This is a genomic window from Pseudomonas sp. SWI36 (genome assembly GCF_002948105.1).
GTDB lineage: Bacteria > Pseudomonadota > Gammaproteobacteria > Pseudomonadales > Pseudomonadaceae > Aquipseudomonas > Aquipseudomonas alloputida.
In genome coordinates this window covers 27,749-43,510 of sequence record NZ_CP026675.1, presented here as the reverse complement: position 1 = coordinate 43,510, position 15,762 = coordinate 27,749, and the positions used below count along the sequence as shown (strand labels likewise).

Here is a 15,762-nt window from a genome sequence, read left to right as displayed (position 1 = left end):
AGCCAGGACCTTTGTTCACCGTACACTGCGCACGTGAGTATCGGAGGATTGACATAGTTGCCTTGGGCAATATTATGCTTGCCAAAAGCAACTAATTGAGAGTTTTCATGACAGCAACCATCAGGGAGCGCGCTGACGCGGTCCGCCGCTTCAACCGTTTCTACACCCGGCAGATCGGCGCACTGCAAGAGCACCTGCTTCAGGCTGAATTTTCCTTGACCGAGGCACGTATCCTCTTTGAATTAGGGGCGGCCAGTGCTGGCCTGAAGAGTTCAGATCTCTGCCATTTGCTCGGCCTGGACGCCGGCTACCTCAGCCGAGTCATCGGTGGCTTCGAGAAAAAAGGGCTGATCAGCAAAGCTCGGTCGGCAATCGACGCCCGAGCCTCTCAAATCCAGCTCACCGAGCCAGGTCGTCAGGTGCTGGCCTCGCTGGAGCAAGCCGCTCGTGAAGAAGTCGTGTTGATGTTGCAAGGCTTGCCTGAGCGCCAGCAAGAGCAATTGATCCAAGCCATGAGACAGATCCAGACTCAATTGGGCGACGGTGATCATTCCTACATCTTGCGCGATCCACAAGCGGGCGATATGGGTATCGTTGTTCAGCAACAAGCGCAACTCTATGCCCGCGAATACGGTTGGAATATGGAGTTCGAAGCGCTGGTGGCGGAAATCGTCGCCAACTACCTTCGTGAGTTCGACCCGTCCTGCGAGCGATGCTGGATCGCGGAAAAAGAGGGCACAGTTATCGGTTCGGTCTTTGTCGTCAAACATGACCAGACGACCGCCAAGCTGCGGATGCTCTACGTTGACGCGAGCGCCAGGGGCATGGGAATCGGCAATCGGTTGCTGGAAGAGAGTATTCGGTTTGCGCGGCTCGCGGGCTACAAGCACATGATCCTCTGGACAACCAGTGTGCTTGTCGATGCCCGAAAGCTCTATCAGAGAGCAGGTTTCCATTTGGTCGAAGAAGAACAGGTACACAGCTTCGGAAAAGACCTCGTCAGCCAGACTTGGGCTCGGGAACTGTAAGTGTCGGGAGCACTGGCCGCGAGGGATCGAATTCTGCCAGTGCTGAACGGCTGCAATGGGTCGATAGCGGTTAGGCGCGACCGGCAGCTTTCGACCCAATAGCTGCCCTTGGCGGAGGGCAGCTACCGGCCAATAGCGGCCGTTCTGGAATGGCAGGAAACGACCGATAACGGCCTTCGATACGCGACTTTCGCCCGCCAGCGGCTCGATTGTAAGAATATGGCGGAGAGCTGCAAAACCGCCTACGCTTATAGAATGATTCCTCGAACGCCTTGCCCATCTGGTGGTATAGAACCGAGAGATCTGACTTCCTTTGACCGTCCGCTTAACACCCACCCGGACCAACCCGCGCCTATCGCCAGCAACTGCCCCCTGAGTCCGGTCCACACGACCAGCAGTACGGCGCAACGGGTAAAAGCCAGACCCAGTCCCCCCACTGCCGTTCAAAAGCGACCGATGCCGCAGCACCTCTGGAAACGGGGGCGCTGTTCACGTTCTGCCATGAGGTCAATCCGTATGTATCGGCCGAGCACGATTCCTTACCAGAAGCATCGAGGGTTCAGCCGAACCTTCACTCAGGGGCATTTGAGCCTTGGATTATTCTTTCCCATGGAGGCGTTCGACGGGGACACTCCGAGCATGCTCAACCAGGTCACACTGGCTAAACAAGCCGAGGCGCTGGGCTTCTGCGCGCTCTGGTTTCGCGACGTGCCGCTTCGCGACCCTGGCTTCGGCGATGTCGGCCAAGTCTTCGACCCCTGGGTTTACCTGGGTTATATGGCCGCCCATACCTCGGAGATTGCACTTGGCACCGCCTCCATCGCCATCCCGCTGCACCATCCCCTGCACACGGCCAAGGCGTCAGCCAGCTTAGATCAGTTGAGCACTGGTCGCTTGATTCTGGGGGTTGCTTCGGGAGATCGGCCAGTGGAGTTTTCGGCGTTTGGCGTCGATCCAGAAAGGCGTGGAGAGATCTTTCGAGAACACTACGAAGTGATTCGCCGCGCCCACAGCACCAGTTTTGAGCCCATCCACTGGAGCACTGGTGAAATGCAAGGCGCAGACCTGATTCCGAAACCGACCACCCAATTCATTCCAATGCTCGTGACCGGCAACAGTCGCCAGTCACTGGATTGGATCGCGCGTGAGAGCAACGGATGGATCAACTATCCACGCATTCCGAACATGCAGCGGCTGGTCGTGGAAGATTGGCGACTGGAGGTCACGAAACAATGTGGTTCTGTGTATAAGCCCTTTACTCAGTCGCTGTACATCGATCTCGATGAGAATCCGTCAACGCCACCCACACGTATCCATTTGGGGTTCAGACTTGGACGTTACCATCTACGTTTTTTGCTGGAGTCGCTTGAGGAAATCGGCGTGGACCACGTCATTCTCAATCTCAAATACGGCAAGCGCCCTGCGGTGGAAGTTATTGAGGAATTGGGTACGCACATCGTTGCGCAGTTCGGAGTGCAGCCGCGTCAGGCAGCTCATTGAACATCGGTCACTGCTACGCCGACGAATGCTCACTTGACGAAACCATAAGGTGTCACGGCGCGGATGACCTCCGGTTCTATATCAATGATGGAGATCTTCGCGCCATGAGCGATCGGTGCCCGGCAAACAATCTACCCTACCCAGCCTAAACCCGTGATGAGCACGTTGCCTTGCAGATTCTGTGCGGCTTCCACGCCGTCCCTGGACACGATTTGCGCGCGTATCCTTTCACTTATACCGAGCGCGCAAGCATGGCATGAATCCTGGACACGGCACTTTAGCCATGACATTTATCTTCAATACAAGTGTTTTGATTGATCACCGCCCGGAACAGCAGCAGGCCCAAGCTATCCTGATTTTCACAAAATACATCGTGGGCCTCCCAGTACTGACTGGAGCTTCCTATTGGGTTTGCTTAGCTGGGTAGCTTGGCCGCAAGGACGTCAACCTTCTCGATTGATGGCGGTTCGGCAAATAGCTCGGCAGCGTTTGCCATAAGCGCCGCCGCGACCTTGCCCGAAAGATGAGCCTGCCGGCCCGCTTCATCCGGGAATGCGTCAAAGATGCCAAAGGTGGACGGCCCCAAGCGGATTCTAAACCAGGCTGTAGTGGCTGGCTCCTCCTCCACTAACGGAAGGCCACCCAAAAGAAAGCTCTCTACATCCTTTTCTTTCCCGGGTTTTGCTTCTAGGCGAACGAACAACGCTACTTTGACCATGATGTGGCTCCTGTTGTTACGATGCGGCTGGCGCTATCAGATCGCGATAGCTAAGAGGGGCATCCGAGACTCTTAACTATGGTCGACGATACCAGGATTACAAACCCAAATAGACCAAGGGTAGCGGCGAGTAGCGCACGAGCAGTGAGACCGACGTAGTGGGCAGCATGTAACCGCAAGTCAGCCACTTGCTCACTTGGTCCCACCCTCTGGTCTGATAATGATGATTCAACGATATCTGAAATTTAGAAAAACATAAGAGATCATGGTTGCTGTCAGGCCGACCAATATGTACTCGACGCGGGGTAAAAACACGACTAACCCGCCCAAAGAAAACACTATCAACGTGTTTTGTAGGATGTATTTTCTTATTCTACTCACGGCTATGAAATAGCCATATTGCTTACCTAGGAAAAACAAGGCCATGCCGGTGATCGACATAATCTGGAAATCGCGTATCGCAATGTCGTTCAGGATCGCATGCCTAATCAAATTTGCCAGAAGTGCCAGCCCCATAAAAAGAAAAAGGTGCGAGTAGATTAAGGCGTGTCCACTCATACTGCTTTGATGTTTGTTCAGCAAGTAAAAACTATCAAAATAGATCCACCAGATACTGCAAATCATGATAAATCCGGTGATGGCTGCCATCACATTATAATAACCCCATTGAATGTTAGATAAGCCTCCGGAAAGGCTAATAATTGACTCCCCCAATAAGATTAGGGTGAGTAGGCCTATGCGCTCAACCAAGTGCTCTGTGTGTGCTGGCAACGGTTTTAGTTTAGTCCAGAAAAATACAGGAAACAGAATATCAAGAACAATCCCAATATAAGCAACAAGGTAACGCAAGGGCGGGTCAAAAATAACGGATGAAAGGCTAATAACTGCGCTAACTAATAGGGCGAAGCCAAGCCTTGAGGAAAGTTCGCCGCGAGAATCGAGTTTACTAATGGATGAAATATACATAACACTGATGATTGCACGTATACCAAAATAGCAGGCAATAATGAGCGGGTAGTTCACTTCCAAGTCTTCCCCGATCCGTGCCGATAGCACAATGAGCAGGAGCATTATGAATAATGTTGCCAAACGGTGAAGATTGCTGTCTGTATCGAACCTGTTGGAGTAAATCGTGTGACTGGACCAGATCCACCACAACGGCACAAAAAGCAGTAAGAATGTCCATAATTGCTTATGTTCAAAGTGCCCATCATGAACATGTCCGAGAGTGTGCGTAACTTGGCCTATCGTAACAACGAAAGTCAGGTCAAAAAACAACTCTAACCATGTGGCGTGTCGATTTTCTTCATAATACTTCAAAGATTTCATTAGTTGCCGGCTCCGTGCCCACCTCTTTAATGTAAAAGGAAGCTAACGTTGGTTTTTCCTCGGCTCCGATGTGGGTGATGCCAAGCCGATTTGGCTCTCTAGCGATTTCGTCCACGCACTAACAAAAGCTCAATCATCTGACTCATCCCGATGAACTCTGGAACTCCGTCATAGCGAAGCCCGTCAATGTAAAACGCTGGGGTGCCATTCACGCCGCTGCGTACACCGCCATTGAAATCGGCTTGTATTTTGGGAATGTAAGTATCCTCTTGCATTGCAAGATCGAATTCCTCCCTGGAAAGGCCGTGTTTGAGAACGATGGCGCGATACAGCGGCAGGCCCAATCGATCCTGATTTTCGTACAATTCGTCGTGGGCCTCCCAGAATAATCCTCGACTCCCGGCATACTCAGCGGTGACCGCTGCACCCAATGCATGGGGGTGAGCGGTGGTCAGAGGGAAGTTACGGAACACAAACAGCAAGTCATCGCGAAAATGCTGTTGCAGATTCTTGACCATCCAATAAGCTTCACCGCAATAGGGACATTCATAGTCGCCAAATTCGACCAAGGTGACCTTGGCATGCGCACTTCCCTGGCGATGGTCGTTGGCACTTACCGGGACTTTGAGAGTGGCCATCTAATCACCTGTTAATTTTTGGTTGGCGTGCTTTGTGGCGAATTCGCCAAAGCATCCAGCGCATCCAGAATACCGTCCGCACCAGGGTTGATTGCCATCGGGGAGACGTAGCTCCAGGCAACCACCCCGTCCTTGTCAATCACGAACAGCGCACGCTTACAAACCCCGAGCTGGGACTGGTACGCTCCATACTGTCGTGCCACAGCCCCTTTGGGCTCGAAATCGGCCAGCAGGCTGAAGTGAAAATTCCGATCTTTGGCAAAGGCCTGATGACACCAGGCGCTGTCAACCGAGATACCCAGTAGCGCCGCACCGTATTCTCTGAATGTGGGTAGCAGCTGGTTGTACAAAGTCAGTTGGTCACCACACACCGAAGTCCAGTCAGCGGGATAAAACGCCAATATCACGGGATTTCCCTTTAGCTCACGCAGCGACAACTGTTGATCAGGGGTTGCGTGAAGAGTGAAGTCGGGCGCGACAGTGCCGGCCGGCAGCGGCCCCTGAACCAGGTCGCCATTGGTTTTTTGTGCATCATCGAACTCTAAAGTATTCATTGCTTGAACCTTGATAGATGGGTGGTTGGGACGTGCTCAGTGGGATGCGACGTGCCCGGTGGGATAACTCCATCCACCATCAAGGGGTTCAAAAAAAGACAACGCTGCCTCGATCTCAGCCTGAGCCTGAGTGATTTCGGCAGCGAAACGTTCACGTTCCGCATCAAGGAACACAAGAAGATCCGCCGTGTAATCGCGGAATTGGATTAGGCCAGGTTGGCAGGGGAATGGTCAGATTCGCTCTGGCTCACCAATGACTATAGTCGTTGATGACGCTTACCGTAGTAGCTGAACGATTTTTCGCTACCCTCCAGTGCCAACAACACTCACGCGCTTATCTTGCTGCCATTTCAGGCGGCGTTTTAACACGATGATTTTGGCAGCTATTTCGCCACTTCAGACAAATTTACATCTGCTTTCTAGACGACAACTGCTGCCCCTTACGACAAGCAGAAATCGACCAGAGGCAGACACTGAGACCACCTTCAGGTCTACAGAATGAAGGTTGATATGGGAAATGCTCTGGACAAACGAGTCGTTGTCATTAGTGCCGGCATCGTGGGCGCTTCGCTGGCGTAACACCTGGCTGATAAAGGCGCGAATATCACCTGGCGGTTGCAGGAGCTGAGTGCAACACAGTTACTGGATTGAGGCGGGAGCCTCGTGATGCTTGGCCATCAGCTCGGTCATGACCTCGATGGGGCACTTGAAACCGAAGCGCTTACGCGGTCGGATGTTCAACTCGTAGGCAATCGCATCCAACTGCTCTTGGCTGCACACCGACAGATCCGTGCCCTTGGGCAGGTACTGGCGGATCAGTCCGTTGATGTTCTCATTGCTGCCGCGCTGCCAGGGGCTGTGCGGGTCGCAGAAGTAAATTGCCACCCCGGTCTTCTGGGTGATTTCCGCGTGACGCGCCATCTCCCGCCCTTGGTCGTAGGTCATGCTCTTGCGGGCCGCCAGCGGCATATGGTTCAGCGCCGAACTGAAGCCTTCCACGGCCGAGGTCGCCGTCGCGTCTTGCATCTTCACCAGCATCAGGTAGCCGCTGGTGCGTTCGACTAGCGTACCCACGGCCGATGCGTTGGCTTTGCCCTTGATCAAGTCGCCCTCCCAATGTCCCGGCATCACGCGATCCTCGATCTCCGGCGGACGCACATGGATGCTGACCATGTCCGGGATCTGGCCACGGCGATCTACGCCGCCAGAACGCGGACGGCGGGAGGTTTTGCCTTGCCGCAGGCAGATGATCAGCTCCTTGCGCAGTTCGCCGACCGGCAGGGCATAGATCGCGTTGTAGATCGTCTCGCGGCAGACGTAGGCGTCTTCGAAGCTTGGGGATTTCATGGTTCGCAGCTTGCCGGCAATCTGCTCGGGAGAAAAGCGCTGTCGCAGCAGGTGGGCGACCAGCTCGAACAATTCGTTGCCGGGCACCAGCTTTTGCCGGGGCCGGCAGGGCAATCGACGATCGCGCATGGCTTGTTGGGCATGCTGGGTGGTGTACTCACCCCGGGCATCACGATTGCGACGGATCTCGCGACTGATCGTTGAGGGGCTGCGGTTGAGCATTCGGGCAATGGCGCGCTGGCTCATGCCACGCAGCAGACTGACCTGGATATCGGAGCGTTCTTCAACGCTGAGTTCGTGATAAGACATGGCAACACCCTACCGGAAAGGTCAGGTGTTGCACTCAGTTTTTGCCGCCGCCCCTTGGTTGAGGCTGAAGGTATCGCGTCGGGAGTGTTTGGAGATTCACTCGCATGGAGCAACATCCTATACGGATAACGTGACCCCATTGCAGCACTGCGCGGAGCAGCAGTCAAAAATGCGGCTCGCGCAGCGATGGTGCTGTACCTAACGAATAGTCGAGATCGGTCTTCGGGAAGCTGAGCGGTAGACTTTGCGAATATTGTCACTGACCGCTTTTGGCCGGTAGCTGCCTTTCGCGAAGGGCAGCTATGGGTCGAAAGCGGCCTGTCGTGAATCGCAGATTTCGACCCATTAGAGATAGTCAGGCCGCCTGCTGGCTCAGAGCCCGACGCAGGACATCCGACAAACGCTTCAGACCTTCATCCAGCTTGTCGGGATCAACATGGCTGAAGTTCAGCCTCAGGTGCCCTGGATGTTTGTCAGGCTCTGGGAAGAAGGGCTCTCCTGGCATGAAAGCCACATTGGCCGCCAGTGCCGGCTCGAGCAATGCCCGGGTATCGATGGGGTGCTTGAGCGTCAACCAGAAGAACAACCCTCCCTCTGGCATCTGCCACTCGGCCAGGTCGGCGAAGTGCGTCTCCAATGCCGCCTGGAAAGCGTCTCGACGACCTCGGTAGTAGCTGCGTAACTCTTCAAGATGACGGTCAAGCCTTTCTGTCCCCAGCCATTGAAGCACCTGCCATTGGCCAACCCGACTGGTGTGCAGGTCCGCCGACTGTTTGAGCCGCAGCAAGTGCGGGAACAGGTCGGGGCTGGCAATCAGATACCCAATCCGCAAGCCGGGCAGCAAGGTCTTGGACACAGTACCGGTATAAATCCAGCTGGTGGTGTTCAGACGGCTGACAACCGGCATGGCCGCGACGCTGTCGAAGCTCAGCTCTCGATAAGGCTCATCTTCGATCAATGTGACGTTGAACTCATCGAGAAGCGCCGCGACTTCGTCCCTTTTCCTGTCGCTGTAGCGCAGCCCCGACGGGTTCTGGAACGTTGGAATCAGATAGATGAACGCGGGGCGGTTCAGGCTCAGCAGTTCGCGCAGCGACTCCAGGTCCGGGCCATCCCGCTCCATCGGCAGCGAAAGGCAGTGCGCGCCGAAGAACTGGAAGCTTTGCAATGCAGCCAGATAGGTAGGGGCTTCCAGCAGTACCGGCGTTCCTTTGTCGATATACAGTTTTGATGTCAGGTCCAGAGCCTGCTGCGAGCCGCTGAGAATGAGCACTTGGCTAGCCTCGCACGTGATTCCCAAGGCACGGGCTTCCCTGGCCAGCGCCTCACGCAACATCGGCTCACCCTCGCTCATCCCGTACTGGCCCATGCTGGTGGGCATTTCAGCCCAGTCCACAGAGGGCAGCATCTCCTCTGCCGGCAGCCCCCCTGCAAAAGACATCATCCCTGGGCGCTGCGCGGCGGCCAGAATTTCACGAATCAAAGAGCTTTTAAGGCGCGAAACACGTTCAGAAAATGCCATGGATCACCTCTGGCCAAGCGCGAACAATATAGGTCAAACTCCTTTACCTAAAGTAGAGCGCTCGTCGAGAATAAGTCAATATGATTGACCTAAAAAACCAGGAAGCACAGCAGCAGGCCATGGAGGCGTTTTTCTTTGGCTATCAGGCGTTCACCACCAAGGCCGACGAGATGCTTGAGCGCAGGGGCTTGGGCCGTGTGCATCAGAGGATCGTTTTTTTCATAGCCCGGCACCCGCACCTCAGCGTCAAGCAACTGCTGGCTCTGCTCGGCGTGACCAAGCAGGCGCTGAACATACCGCTCCGGCAATTGGCAGAGATGGGCTTAGTGGACAGCGTGGCATCGCATACCGACAAACGGATGCGTTTGCTTCAGTTGACCAAAGAAGGCTCGCGACTTGAGGAAATGCTGCGACGTGAACAAGTAAAGCTGCTTGAACGGGCATTCGGTGAGGCCGGAGCGCCGGCGGTAGAGGGATGGCTGGCTGTCAATGCGGCATTGGGGAAGATACAAAATTCAGCGTGAACCCGGATACCCGGAAGAAGGCCTCTGTAGACGCGGTTTCATTAGGAACATGCGTATGCTGAGCAGATTTGATTGTCCGCAATGGGTCGACAGCGGACTGTGGGAGGTGGGTGTAGCTGACGACCCAGGACGGATCTTGGTTGGCTGAACGCTTGGATGGGGGAATAAAGCTGTCTAAAACCGCCCGAAAGCGTCTCGGTTTTATTGGGCCAAAGTCGCTGAAACTGGCTGAACCCTATTAGACAGGCCAGATGCTCAGGCCGCTTGCGGTGCGGTCTGAGGCTAGATTCCCACGCTACTGCTGCATTGCCGGGATGTGCTGGATGGACGTACAGCCGGCGCGTACCAATTTTTGTACCAATAGTGGGATGCAGTTCAGCGAAAGGTCCCGGTATTGAGGTTCTCGCCCGTGTCCGGTGATCTGATATAAAACCTTTCTGGACAGGGTAAGCGCACACTTGATGTAGCTCAGAGCTTCTGAGCATTGAGAGGTGCGTATGACCATAGATAGGGATGGAATGGATTGTGATCAGCAGGTTAGCAGGCCGGCTGAAAACAATGGTCCGCCAGGCGGTCAAGACTCGGAAGGTAAACGGGAGCAGCCCGAGGATCGCGACGATTCCGCACATAATCGGCCCTTTCGAGGCAGGCAGAGATCAGGCCCGCCGGACCCATCGCGGGCATCCAATGCCGAGCGTTATAGTTATCACAAGCGCCCACTGGAGTAACTGCCAGTACAGTGTTTAAAGGCTGGCGGAAGTACTGTTCAGCCCAGCTGATAGAAGCCCAGCCCCGCGCTGGGCTTTTTGCATTCATGCGACGCCCTGAGGGATTTTGATAGCAGGGCTGGGCATCGACGTTCAGCGATGGATGAGCGAGAGCTCGCTGATGATGCAGATCGAGCCGTCCTCGGCGGGCGTTGCGTCGGTGTAGTCGACCTGGTTGTAGACCCCGCCGTGGAACTCGAACAGGCGTGAAGCCCAGGTACTGTCGAGCTGCAAATCGCCCGACGAAGCGGATACCCCGTTGCATTCGGCCGTCACGGTTACCACGCCTTCAGACGTGGTGTGAATGCTGATGTGGAACGTCGCACCCAGTGGCACCCCCTTCAGGACTGTGGAATTCACCGGGTCGGTCTGGTTGAAGGTGCGCCGAAACCCCAGGGTGATGTTGCCCTTGTTCCAGAACACCTTTACCGGCGGGCCGTCGTCCCCGCGTACGTGCATCTGGGCGATGACCACCTTCTGCGCCGAGTTGACCTTGGTCAGCGTCATTGTCTGGCGATTCCAGTGATCCTGGGCGCTGGCCAGCGTCCAGTCTTGCGTTTCCGTCCATTCGCAGCGTGTCCTGCGGGTGCTTTTGCTCGAAGCCCCTTTGGTTGGGGCTGAGAACTGGATCGAGCCATCGCTGAGCACCGTCACGATGCTGGGAAAGCGGGCAATCGCTTCAGCACCGTTCAGCTCCAGAGCAACGGGGTTGGTTGAGGAGACGGCTACCGGCGTGGCGATGGTGAGGTGGCTGATATCTACGGCCATGGGGAACTCCTGGAGAAAAGGTTTGAGTGGCATAGCCGCCGTACAAGCGACGGCTGAACACAAACTTAGCCTTAAGCTAAATCATGGTCAATAGCTTGTGGCTAAATTAATCTCGCTTCACGGAAAATTACCTACTGGCGAAATTTTCCGCAGTGGGGGGCTTTACGCAGGATTTGGCGGTGAGATAAGCTTTTGCTGAGCACTGTACGAATATACAGCTATCAGGATGAGAATATGGCAAGCCACATGAAGTCGGAACCCCATCAGCGCCAGGAAATGACCGGATTAGAGCGGCTTAGCCTGCGGGTATCGTCAATGATCAACCACCCGCTCGCACAGACGCAGCGCTGGGTAGTGGTGCACCGTCTGGATAGCGACGGTGAAGCGGAATGGGAGGAGGTGATCGGCCAGCTGCTGGAAATGCCCGAGTTGCAGCTGACGTTCAATGATGACGCTAGCGTGACGGTGCGATGGGCGCGCAGTAGCGTGGAAGAGCGTGATGATTTTATCGTCGAGCGCGACTGCGAGGCTCAGGTCGAGGAGGCTGCACCGTTCTGAGCTTCAGCAAAAGCCCGCTGGTCAGGGTGGGCTTCGGTTTATACAAGGTGGGCATTCCACACCAGCAGGACCCTGGCCTGTATGTAGGTCTCTTCCCGACGAATCATGCGGTCTTTGTGCCGCGAGTTGTCGGAGATCATCTCGAAGTGGTCCTCGTCCGCGATCTGTAGCCGCTTGATGTAGATGTGGTCGCCCCAGGAAAAGAAGTAGATACCATCGCCGACGAATTCGCGGATGCTGACGTCGACGATCAGCGGGTCGCGGTGCCTGATGGTCGGCTCCATCGACTGGCCCCAGCCGGTCACCATCTTCAGGTGATGGTGCTCGCTGAACGTCACGCCCAGTTCGCGCAGGTGGCTGGGGCTGACGCGAACGTCCTTGAACATCTCGGGGTAGTCGTGGGGGATCTGGCCGCCACCCATGGCTGCCCGCACGTCATAGTGGGCGATCCACACTTCGTCACCGACCAGGCCGGGGCGCAGCGGCTCGGCTTCCAGCAGCGTGGCATCTGCAGGCTCTTGCGCCGCTGCCAGCAGCCTTTGCCGGGTTTCTTCGGAGATACCTTTGCCGCTTCGGGCAAGCATCTGTTTGACCAGGTCGGCTGCAGAGAGCTTGTTGTCTCCTGGCTCGACAGCCGCTTGCATGTGTTCGCCTGACGACAGCGCGTCGAACCAGCCCCGTGGCAAGCCTTCGATGCCCTCGATGCGACGGGCCACGTCATCGCCCAGGTTTTTCACGGTCTTGTCTGAAAGGATCTGGCTCAGGTGTGCAGGCGCCATCCCCCAGCGCTCTGCGCAGGTCCCCTTTCTCTGGCTGCCGATCAGTTTCACCAGGTTGTGCTTGCGAATTTGGTAGATGTCCATGGGGTGAAGCATGCCAGTGTTTAGCTTGCTGCTAAATGTGCGCATGGCTAAATCTGCTCTTGTCGTGATGTTAGCTGCAGGCTAAATTAAGCGCACAAACAAGGAAAGCTGACGAGACATTTTTCTCCAGGGCTGATCACATCATCATCTGTAATGAGGTTCACATGGATCCGACCGACCTCGGCCCGGGTACCGTCACTTGGCTGGGCGGTACGGGGACTGTATTGCTGGGTGCGTTTCTGTGGCTGCGTAAATGGTTGTCGAGGGATGCAGTCGACCGCGCGATGGACACCGCAGAAATTGCCGTCATCCGCCACCTGACAGAGCTGCTGGACATCGAACGGGATGCTCGAAGGGAGGCGCAGGCAAAAGCTGATCTGCTCACCAAGGAGCGAAACGAGCTGGTGATGACCGTAGGCCGGCTGCAAGGCAAGGTCATGGTGCTGACCAGTAAGCTGGGCAGTAGCGGGCAAACATGAGGTGGCAGCCCGGGCAATCCGTGAAGAAAAAAAAGCCCGCCAAATTGGCGGGCAACAAGGGCGTAGGGAGCAACGCACAACAAATTCGGTTCAGGCAACCAAAGTGCCTGGTTGCAACTGTTCGGCCAGTGCCTGGGCTGAGGCGCGGGTCGGCATCGGGCCGCTCACGGCTTCGCCGTTGCGAACCAGGTACCAGCACGCCAGCAGGCCCTGCTCACGCAGTGAGGCGGGAACGGCGCTACCGACAACGGACATGATCTGGATAGTGGCCATGGGGACCTCCTTTAAAACATGGCTCTACCATACGCAGCAGCCGGATCTGTTTGAAATCAACTTCCTCGATAGTGATCATTGGTCCTGTCAACCTTTACCAGCGCGGTGGCCCGTAATACACCGGTGGCGGCCCATAATAGGTGCGGTAGCCCGGTGGCGGCGGGGGAGGCGCGTAGTAGGGCTGGTAGTACACCGGCTGTGGAGGCGGTTGTACGTATACCGGCGGCGGCGCGTAATAGACCGGCTGGCGCTCGACATACACCGTACGGTCATGGCCGCCATAAACCGTCGCCCCCACCACGGCGCCGACCACTGCCGCACCCAGCAGGGGCCCCGGCCCATACCAACCACCGTGCCCATGGCCGCCATAGCCGCCGTGAGCTGCTGCAGGCCCGCTGATGGCCAGGGCACCGACCAGCAGGACGATTCCGGGAATGAGACGGTTCATAAAACAACCTCGCAGGAAAACCCCACGTCCGGGGCCCTGTTACTATGACTCCGGTCTCTGTCAGCTGAGCACAGGGGAACGGTAAAGGTTGTGTAAGGGACGACCAGTGGCTGACTCTGTTACGCTGAATAAACGTTTCAGTCATGACCAAGGAGCCTGTTATGCCGACAACTCCCAGCCGGGACACCGTGCTTTGCATCTCTCTGGCCGGTCGCCCCGGCACGTTCGGCGTGCGCTTTCACAACCACCTGTACCAGCAGTTGGGCCTGGATTTCTACTACAAGGCCATGCGCACCGATGACCTGCCGGCGGCGGTGGCAGGGATCCGCGCCTTGGGTATTCGCGGCTGCGGGGTGTCGATGCCGTACAAGGAAGCCTGCATGGCCTTGGTCGACGAAATCGATCCCTCGGCGGCGGCCATCGAGTCGGTCAATACCCTTGTCAATTGCAATGGCCACCTCAAGGCTTACAACACCGATTACCTTGCCGTGCGCCAATTGCTGGCTCAGCATCAGGTCGATCCGGGCACGGCCTTTGCCCTGCGAGGCAGCGGGGGCATGGCCAAGGCCGTGGCCAGCGCCTTGCGCGATGCCGGGTTTGCCGAAGGCATCATCGTTGCACGCAACGAGCAGGCCGGGCGTCAGTTGGCGGATGTCTGTGGTTATCGCTGGGTGCCTGAGACAGGCGACATCTGCCCCCCCATGCTGGTGAACGTCACGCCGATCGGTATGGCAGGCGGGCTGGAGGCAGAAGAGCTGGCGTTTCCCGAGCACGCCATCGCGGCGGCGGAACGGGTGTTCGATGTGGTGGCGATGCCGGTGCAGACGCCGTTGATTCGCCGGGCTCAGGCGTTGGGCAAGCCAGTGATCACTGGGCTGGAGGTCATTGCGCTGCAGGCGCTGGAACAGTTCGTGTTGTACACCGGGGTAAGGCCGACGCAGGAGCAGGTGGATGCGGCGGTGGCATACGCGCGGGCTACCTAGTTAATACTACCCCCCTTCGCAGCTCCGGCGGCGAAGGGGGGTACAGGCGAAAACCGGATTGATCAGAACACCTCGTGCCCGTTATCCAGCTGTTTGTCGACCAGTGCGCGGCCATGGGCCAGCGACACACGCTGCGCATTTTCAAGGTCGGAGAAGAATTGCATGGGCATCGACATACGCTTGCTGGTGTGCCCGTCAGGTGCCGTGATCAGGCAGCCGGCGGCATAGGGCAGGGGTGAGTCGGGATGGGGCATCACGCTGGCAGTGATGGTGTGCTCGCGGTATTCACAGTGAAGAGATTGCATCGTCCTTACCTCGCTGTGGTATGTGAAGCAGTTACCTTCATATACCACAGCAAGAGGCCGGGAGTTCCCGGCCTGACGAGCGCGCCGCGACGAACGCTTAGCCTTCGAGCTCGGTTGGCTGGATCACTTCGATCCAATAACCGTCCGGGTCCTTGACGAAGGCCAGATGGTTCATGCGGCCGTCCTGCAGGCGTTTCTGAAACGGCACTTCCAGTTCCTCGAAGCGCGCGCAAGCGGCGCGGACGTCGGGTACCGAAATGCAGATGTGGCCAAAGCCGCGTGGGTCGGTGTTGCCATTGTGGTAGGCGAAATCGGCATCGTTTTCGGTGCCATGGTTGTGGGTCAGCTCCAGCACGCCAGGGATCGACTTCATCCACTGGTGGCGGGCGGTGTCATCAGCGGGGATCTGGGCAGGGTCGACCAGGGCCAGGAAGTACAGGCTGAAAGCGGCTTCAGGGAAGTCACGCTTGTCCACCAGGCGGAAGCCCAGCACGCGGGTGTAGAAGTCCAGCGACTTCTCGATGTCCTTGACCCGCAGCATGGTGTGGTTGAAGACGAACTGGGCGGTGGCGGCGTCAGGTTGCGCGGTGACGCCAGGCAGGGTTTGCAGATCGTGCAGGCTCATGGGAACTCCTGAGACGGGGCCGGGCGCAGGGCGCCGGCAAAACAGACAGGCTGGCCATGATACGGCAGTGCGCCGATTGCGCAAATGAAAGCGCCCTGCAAAGGCAGGGCGCTGAAATTAGAGGCCCGCATGTGCGGGCGCGTGATGGGGTCGCTAGTCCTTTAGCTGTTTCGATACTGAGCCAGCCCTTGTGAAAAAAGTGTGAAGCCTGTGTGGGCATTTCA

General features: G+C 56.7%; 18 protein-coding genes and 1 pseudogene. 6 read left to right on the top strand and 13 right to left on the bottom strand.

The genetic code is table 11. The annotated features are described in order from the left end of the window. Positions 1-107 precede the first annotated feature (107 nt). Positions 108-1,028, top strand: a complete 921-nt coding sequence (locus C4Q27_RS00240; protein WP_064493023.1) for a helix-turn-helix domain-containing GNAT family N-acetyltransferase — start codon at positions 108-110, stop codon at positions 1,026-1,028. 516 nt (positions 1,029-1,544) lie between these two features. Then, entirely contained in the window at positions 1,545-2,528 is a 984-nt protein-coding gene (locus C4Q27_RS00235; protein ID WP_064493024.1) for an LLM class oxidoreductase, read from the top strand. Positions 2,529-2,566: 38 nt separating this feature from the next. Here the strand turns inward: C4Q27_RS00235 and C4Q27_RS29570 are convergent. The 7 genes and pseudogenes from C4Q27_RS29570 to C4Q27_RS00200 all read right to left on the bottom strand — a co-directional run. Next, a pseudogene (locus C4Q27_RS29570) lies at positions 2,567-2,749 on the bottom strand (potassium transporter); the annotation flags it as partial. Positions 2,750-2,943: 194 nt separating this feature from the next. After that, complete coding sequence (locus tag C4Q27_RS00225; RefSeq protein WP_104886207.1) at positions 2,944-3,246, bottom strand: putative quinol monooxygenase; 303 nt, start codon at positions 3,244-3,246, stop codon at positions 2,944-2,946. Positions 3,247-3,474: 228 nt separating this feature from the next. Beyond that, positions 3,475-4,575: a low temperature requirement protein A gene (locus C4Q27_RS00220; RefSeq protein WP_064493025.1), complete on the bottom strand. Its 1,101-nt coding sequence runs from the start codon at positions 4,573-4,575 to the stop codon at positions 3,475-3,477. A 98-nt stretch (positions 4,576-4,673) separates the two neighbouring features. After that, on the bottom strand, positions 4,674-5,213 hold the full coding sequence (locus C4Q27_RS00215; RefSeq protein ID WP_019751019.1) for a DsbA family protein: 540 nt from the start codon (positions 5,211-5,213) through the stop codon (positions 4,674-4,676). Positions 5,214-5,224: 11 nt separating this feature from the next. Then, on the bottom strand, positions 5,225-5,767 hold the full coding sequence (locus C4Q27_RS00210; RefSeq protein ID WP_019751018.1) for a redoxin domain-containing protein: 543 nt from the start codon (positions 5,765-5,767) through the stop codon (positions 5,225-5,227). A gap of 639 nt (positions 5,768-6,406) precedes the next feature. After that, on the bottom strand, positions 6,407-7,423 hold the full coding sequence (locus C4Q27_RS00205; protein ID WP_008435491.1) for an IS30 family transposase: 1,017 nt from the start codon (positions 7,421-7,423) through the stop codon (positions 6,407-6,409). A 355-nt stretch (positions 7,424-7,778) separates the two neighbouring features. After that, a complete protein-coding gene (locus tag C4Q27_RS00200) occupies positions 7,779-8,945 on the bottom strand; it encodes a PLP-dependent aminotransferase family protein (protein ID WP_012051938.1) in 1,167 nt (388 codons plus the stop codon). Between the two features lie 80 nt (positions 8,946-9,025). On the opposite strand from C4Q27_RS00200, the gene C4Q27_RS00195 reads away from it, so the two are divergent. Further along, entirely contained in the window at positions 9,026-9,469 is a 444-nt protein-coding gene (locus tag C4Q27_RS00195) for a MarR family winged helix-turn-helix transcriptional regulator (RefSeq protein ID WP_064493026.1), read from the top strand. A gap of 860 nt (positions 9,470-10,329) precedes the next feature. Here the strand turns inward: C4Q27_RS00195 and C4Q27_RS00185 are convergent. Then, positions 10,330-11,004: a polysaccharide lyase family 7 protein gene (locus C4Q27_RS00185; RefSeq protein ID WP_064493027.1), complete on the bottom strand. Its 675-nt coding sequence runs from the start codon at positions 11,002-11,004 to the stop codon at positions 10,330-10,332. Between the two features lie 234 nt (positions 11,005-11,238). On the opposite strand from C4Q27_RS00185, the gene C4Q27_RS00180 reads away from it, so the two are divergent. After that, the gene (locus C4Q27_RS00180) at positions 11,239-11,562 is read left to right on the top strand and encodes a DUF1654 domain-containing protein (protein ID WP_064493028.1); all 324 of its coding nucleotides are present in this window, start codon (positions 11,239-11,241) and stop codon (positions 11,560-11,562) included. Positions 11,563-11,600: 38 nt separating this feature from the next. Here C4Q27_RS00180 and C4Q27_RS00175 read toward each other — a convergent pair whose 3' ends face one another. Continuing rightward, positions 11,601-12,425: a S24 family peptidase gene (locus C4Q27_RS00175; RefSeq protein WP_064493029.1), complete on the bottom strand. Its 825-nt coding sequence runs from the start codon at positions 12,423-12,425 to the stop codon at positions 11,601-11,603. 164 nt (positions 12,426-12,589) lie between these two features. Between C4Q27_RS00175 and C4Q27_RS00170 the strand changes: the two genes are divergently transcribed. Continuing rightward, positions 12,590-12,904 (top strand): hypothetical protein, encoded by a 315-nt coding sequence (locus tag C4Q27_RS00170; protein WP_014590512.1) that lies wholly within the window; start codon positions 12,590-12,592, stop codon positions 12,902-12,904. A 90-nt stretch (positions 12,905-12,994) separates the two neighbouring features. Here the strand turns inward: C4Q27_RS00170 and C4Q27_RS00165 are convergent, their stop codons facing one another. Continuing rightward, positions 12,995-13,177, bottom strand: coding sequence for a hypothetical protein (locus C4Q27_RS00165; protein WP_010954600.1), 183 nt, complete (start codon positions 13,175-13,177; stop codon positions 12,995-12,997). A gap of 94 nt (positions 13,178-13,271) precedes the next feature. Then, positions 13,272-13,625 (bottom strand): hypothetical protein, encoded by a 354-nt coding sequence (locus tag C4Q27_RS00160; protein WP_003256193.1) that lies wholly within the window; start codon positions 13,623-13,625, stop codon positions 13,272-13,274. Between the two features lie 161 nt (positions 13,626-13,786). Between C4Q27_RS00160 and C4Q27_RS00155 the strand changes: the two genes are divergently transcribed. Continuing rightward, complete coding sequence (locus tag C4Q27_RS00155; RefSeq protein ID WP_064493030.1) at positions 13,787-14,608, top strand: shikimate 5-dehydrogenase; 822 nt, start codon at positions 13,787-13,789, stop codon at positions 14,606-14,608. Positions 14,609-14,670: 62 nt separating this feature from the next. Here the strand turns inward: C4Q27_RS00155 and C4Q27_RS00150 are convergent, their stop codons facing one another. Both C4Q27_RS00150 and gloA read right to left on the bottom strand, forming a co-directional pair. Beyond that, a complete protein-coding gene (locus tag C4Q27_RS00150) occupies positions 14,671-14,913 on the bottom strand; it encodes a hypothetical protein (RefSeq protein ID WP_003256190.1) in 243 nt (80 codons plus the stop codon). Between the two features lie 97 nt (positions 14,914-15,010). Then, positions 15,011-15,538, bottom strand: coding sequence for a lactoylglutathione lyase (gene gloA, locus C4Q27_RS00145; RefSeq protein WP_020192077.1), 528 nt, complete (start codon positions 15,536-15,538; stop codon positions 15,011-15,013). Positions 15,539-15,762: the final 224 nt, after the last annotated feature.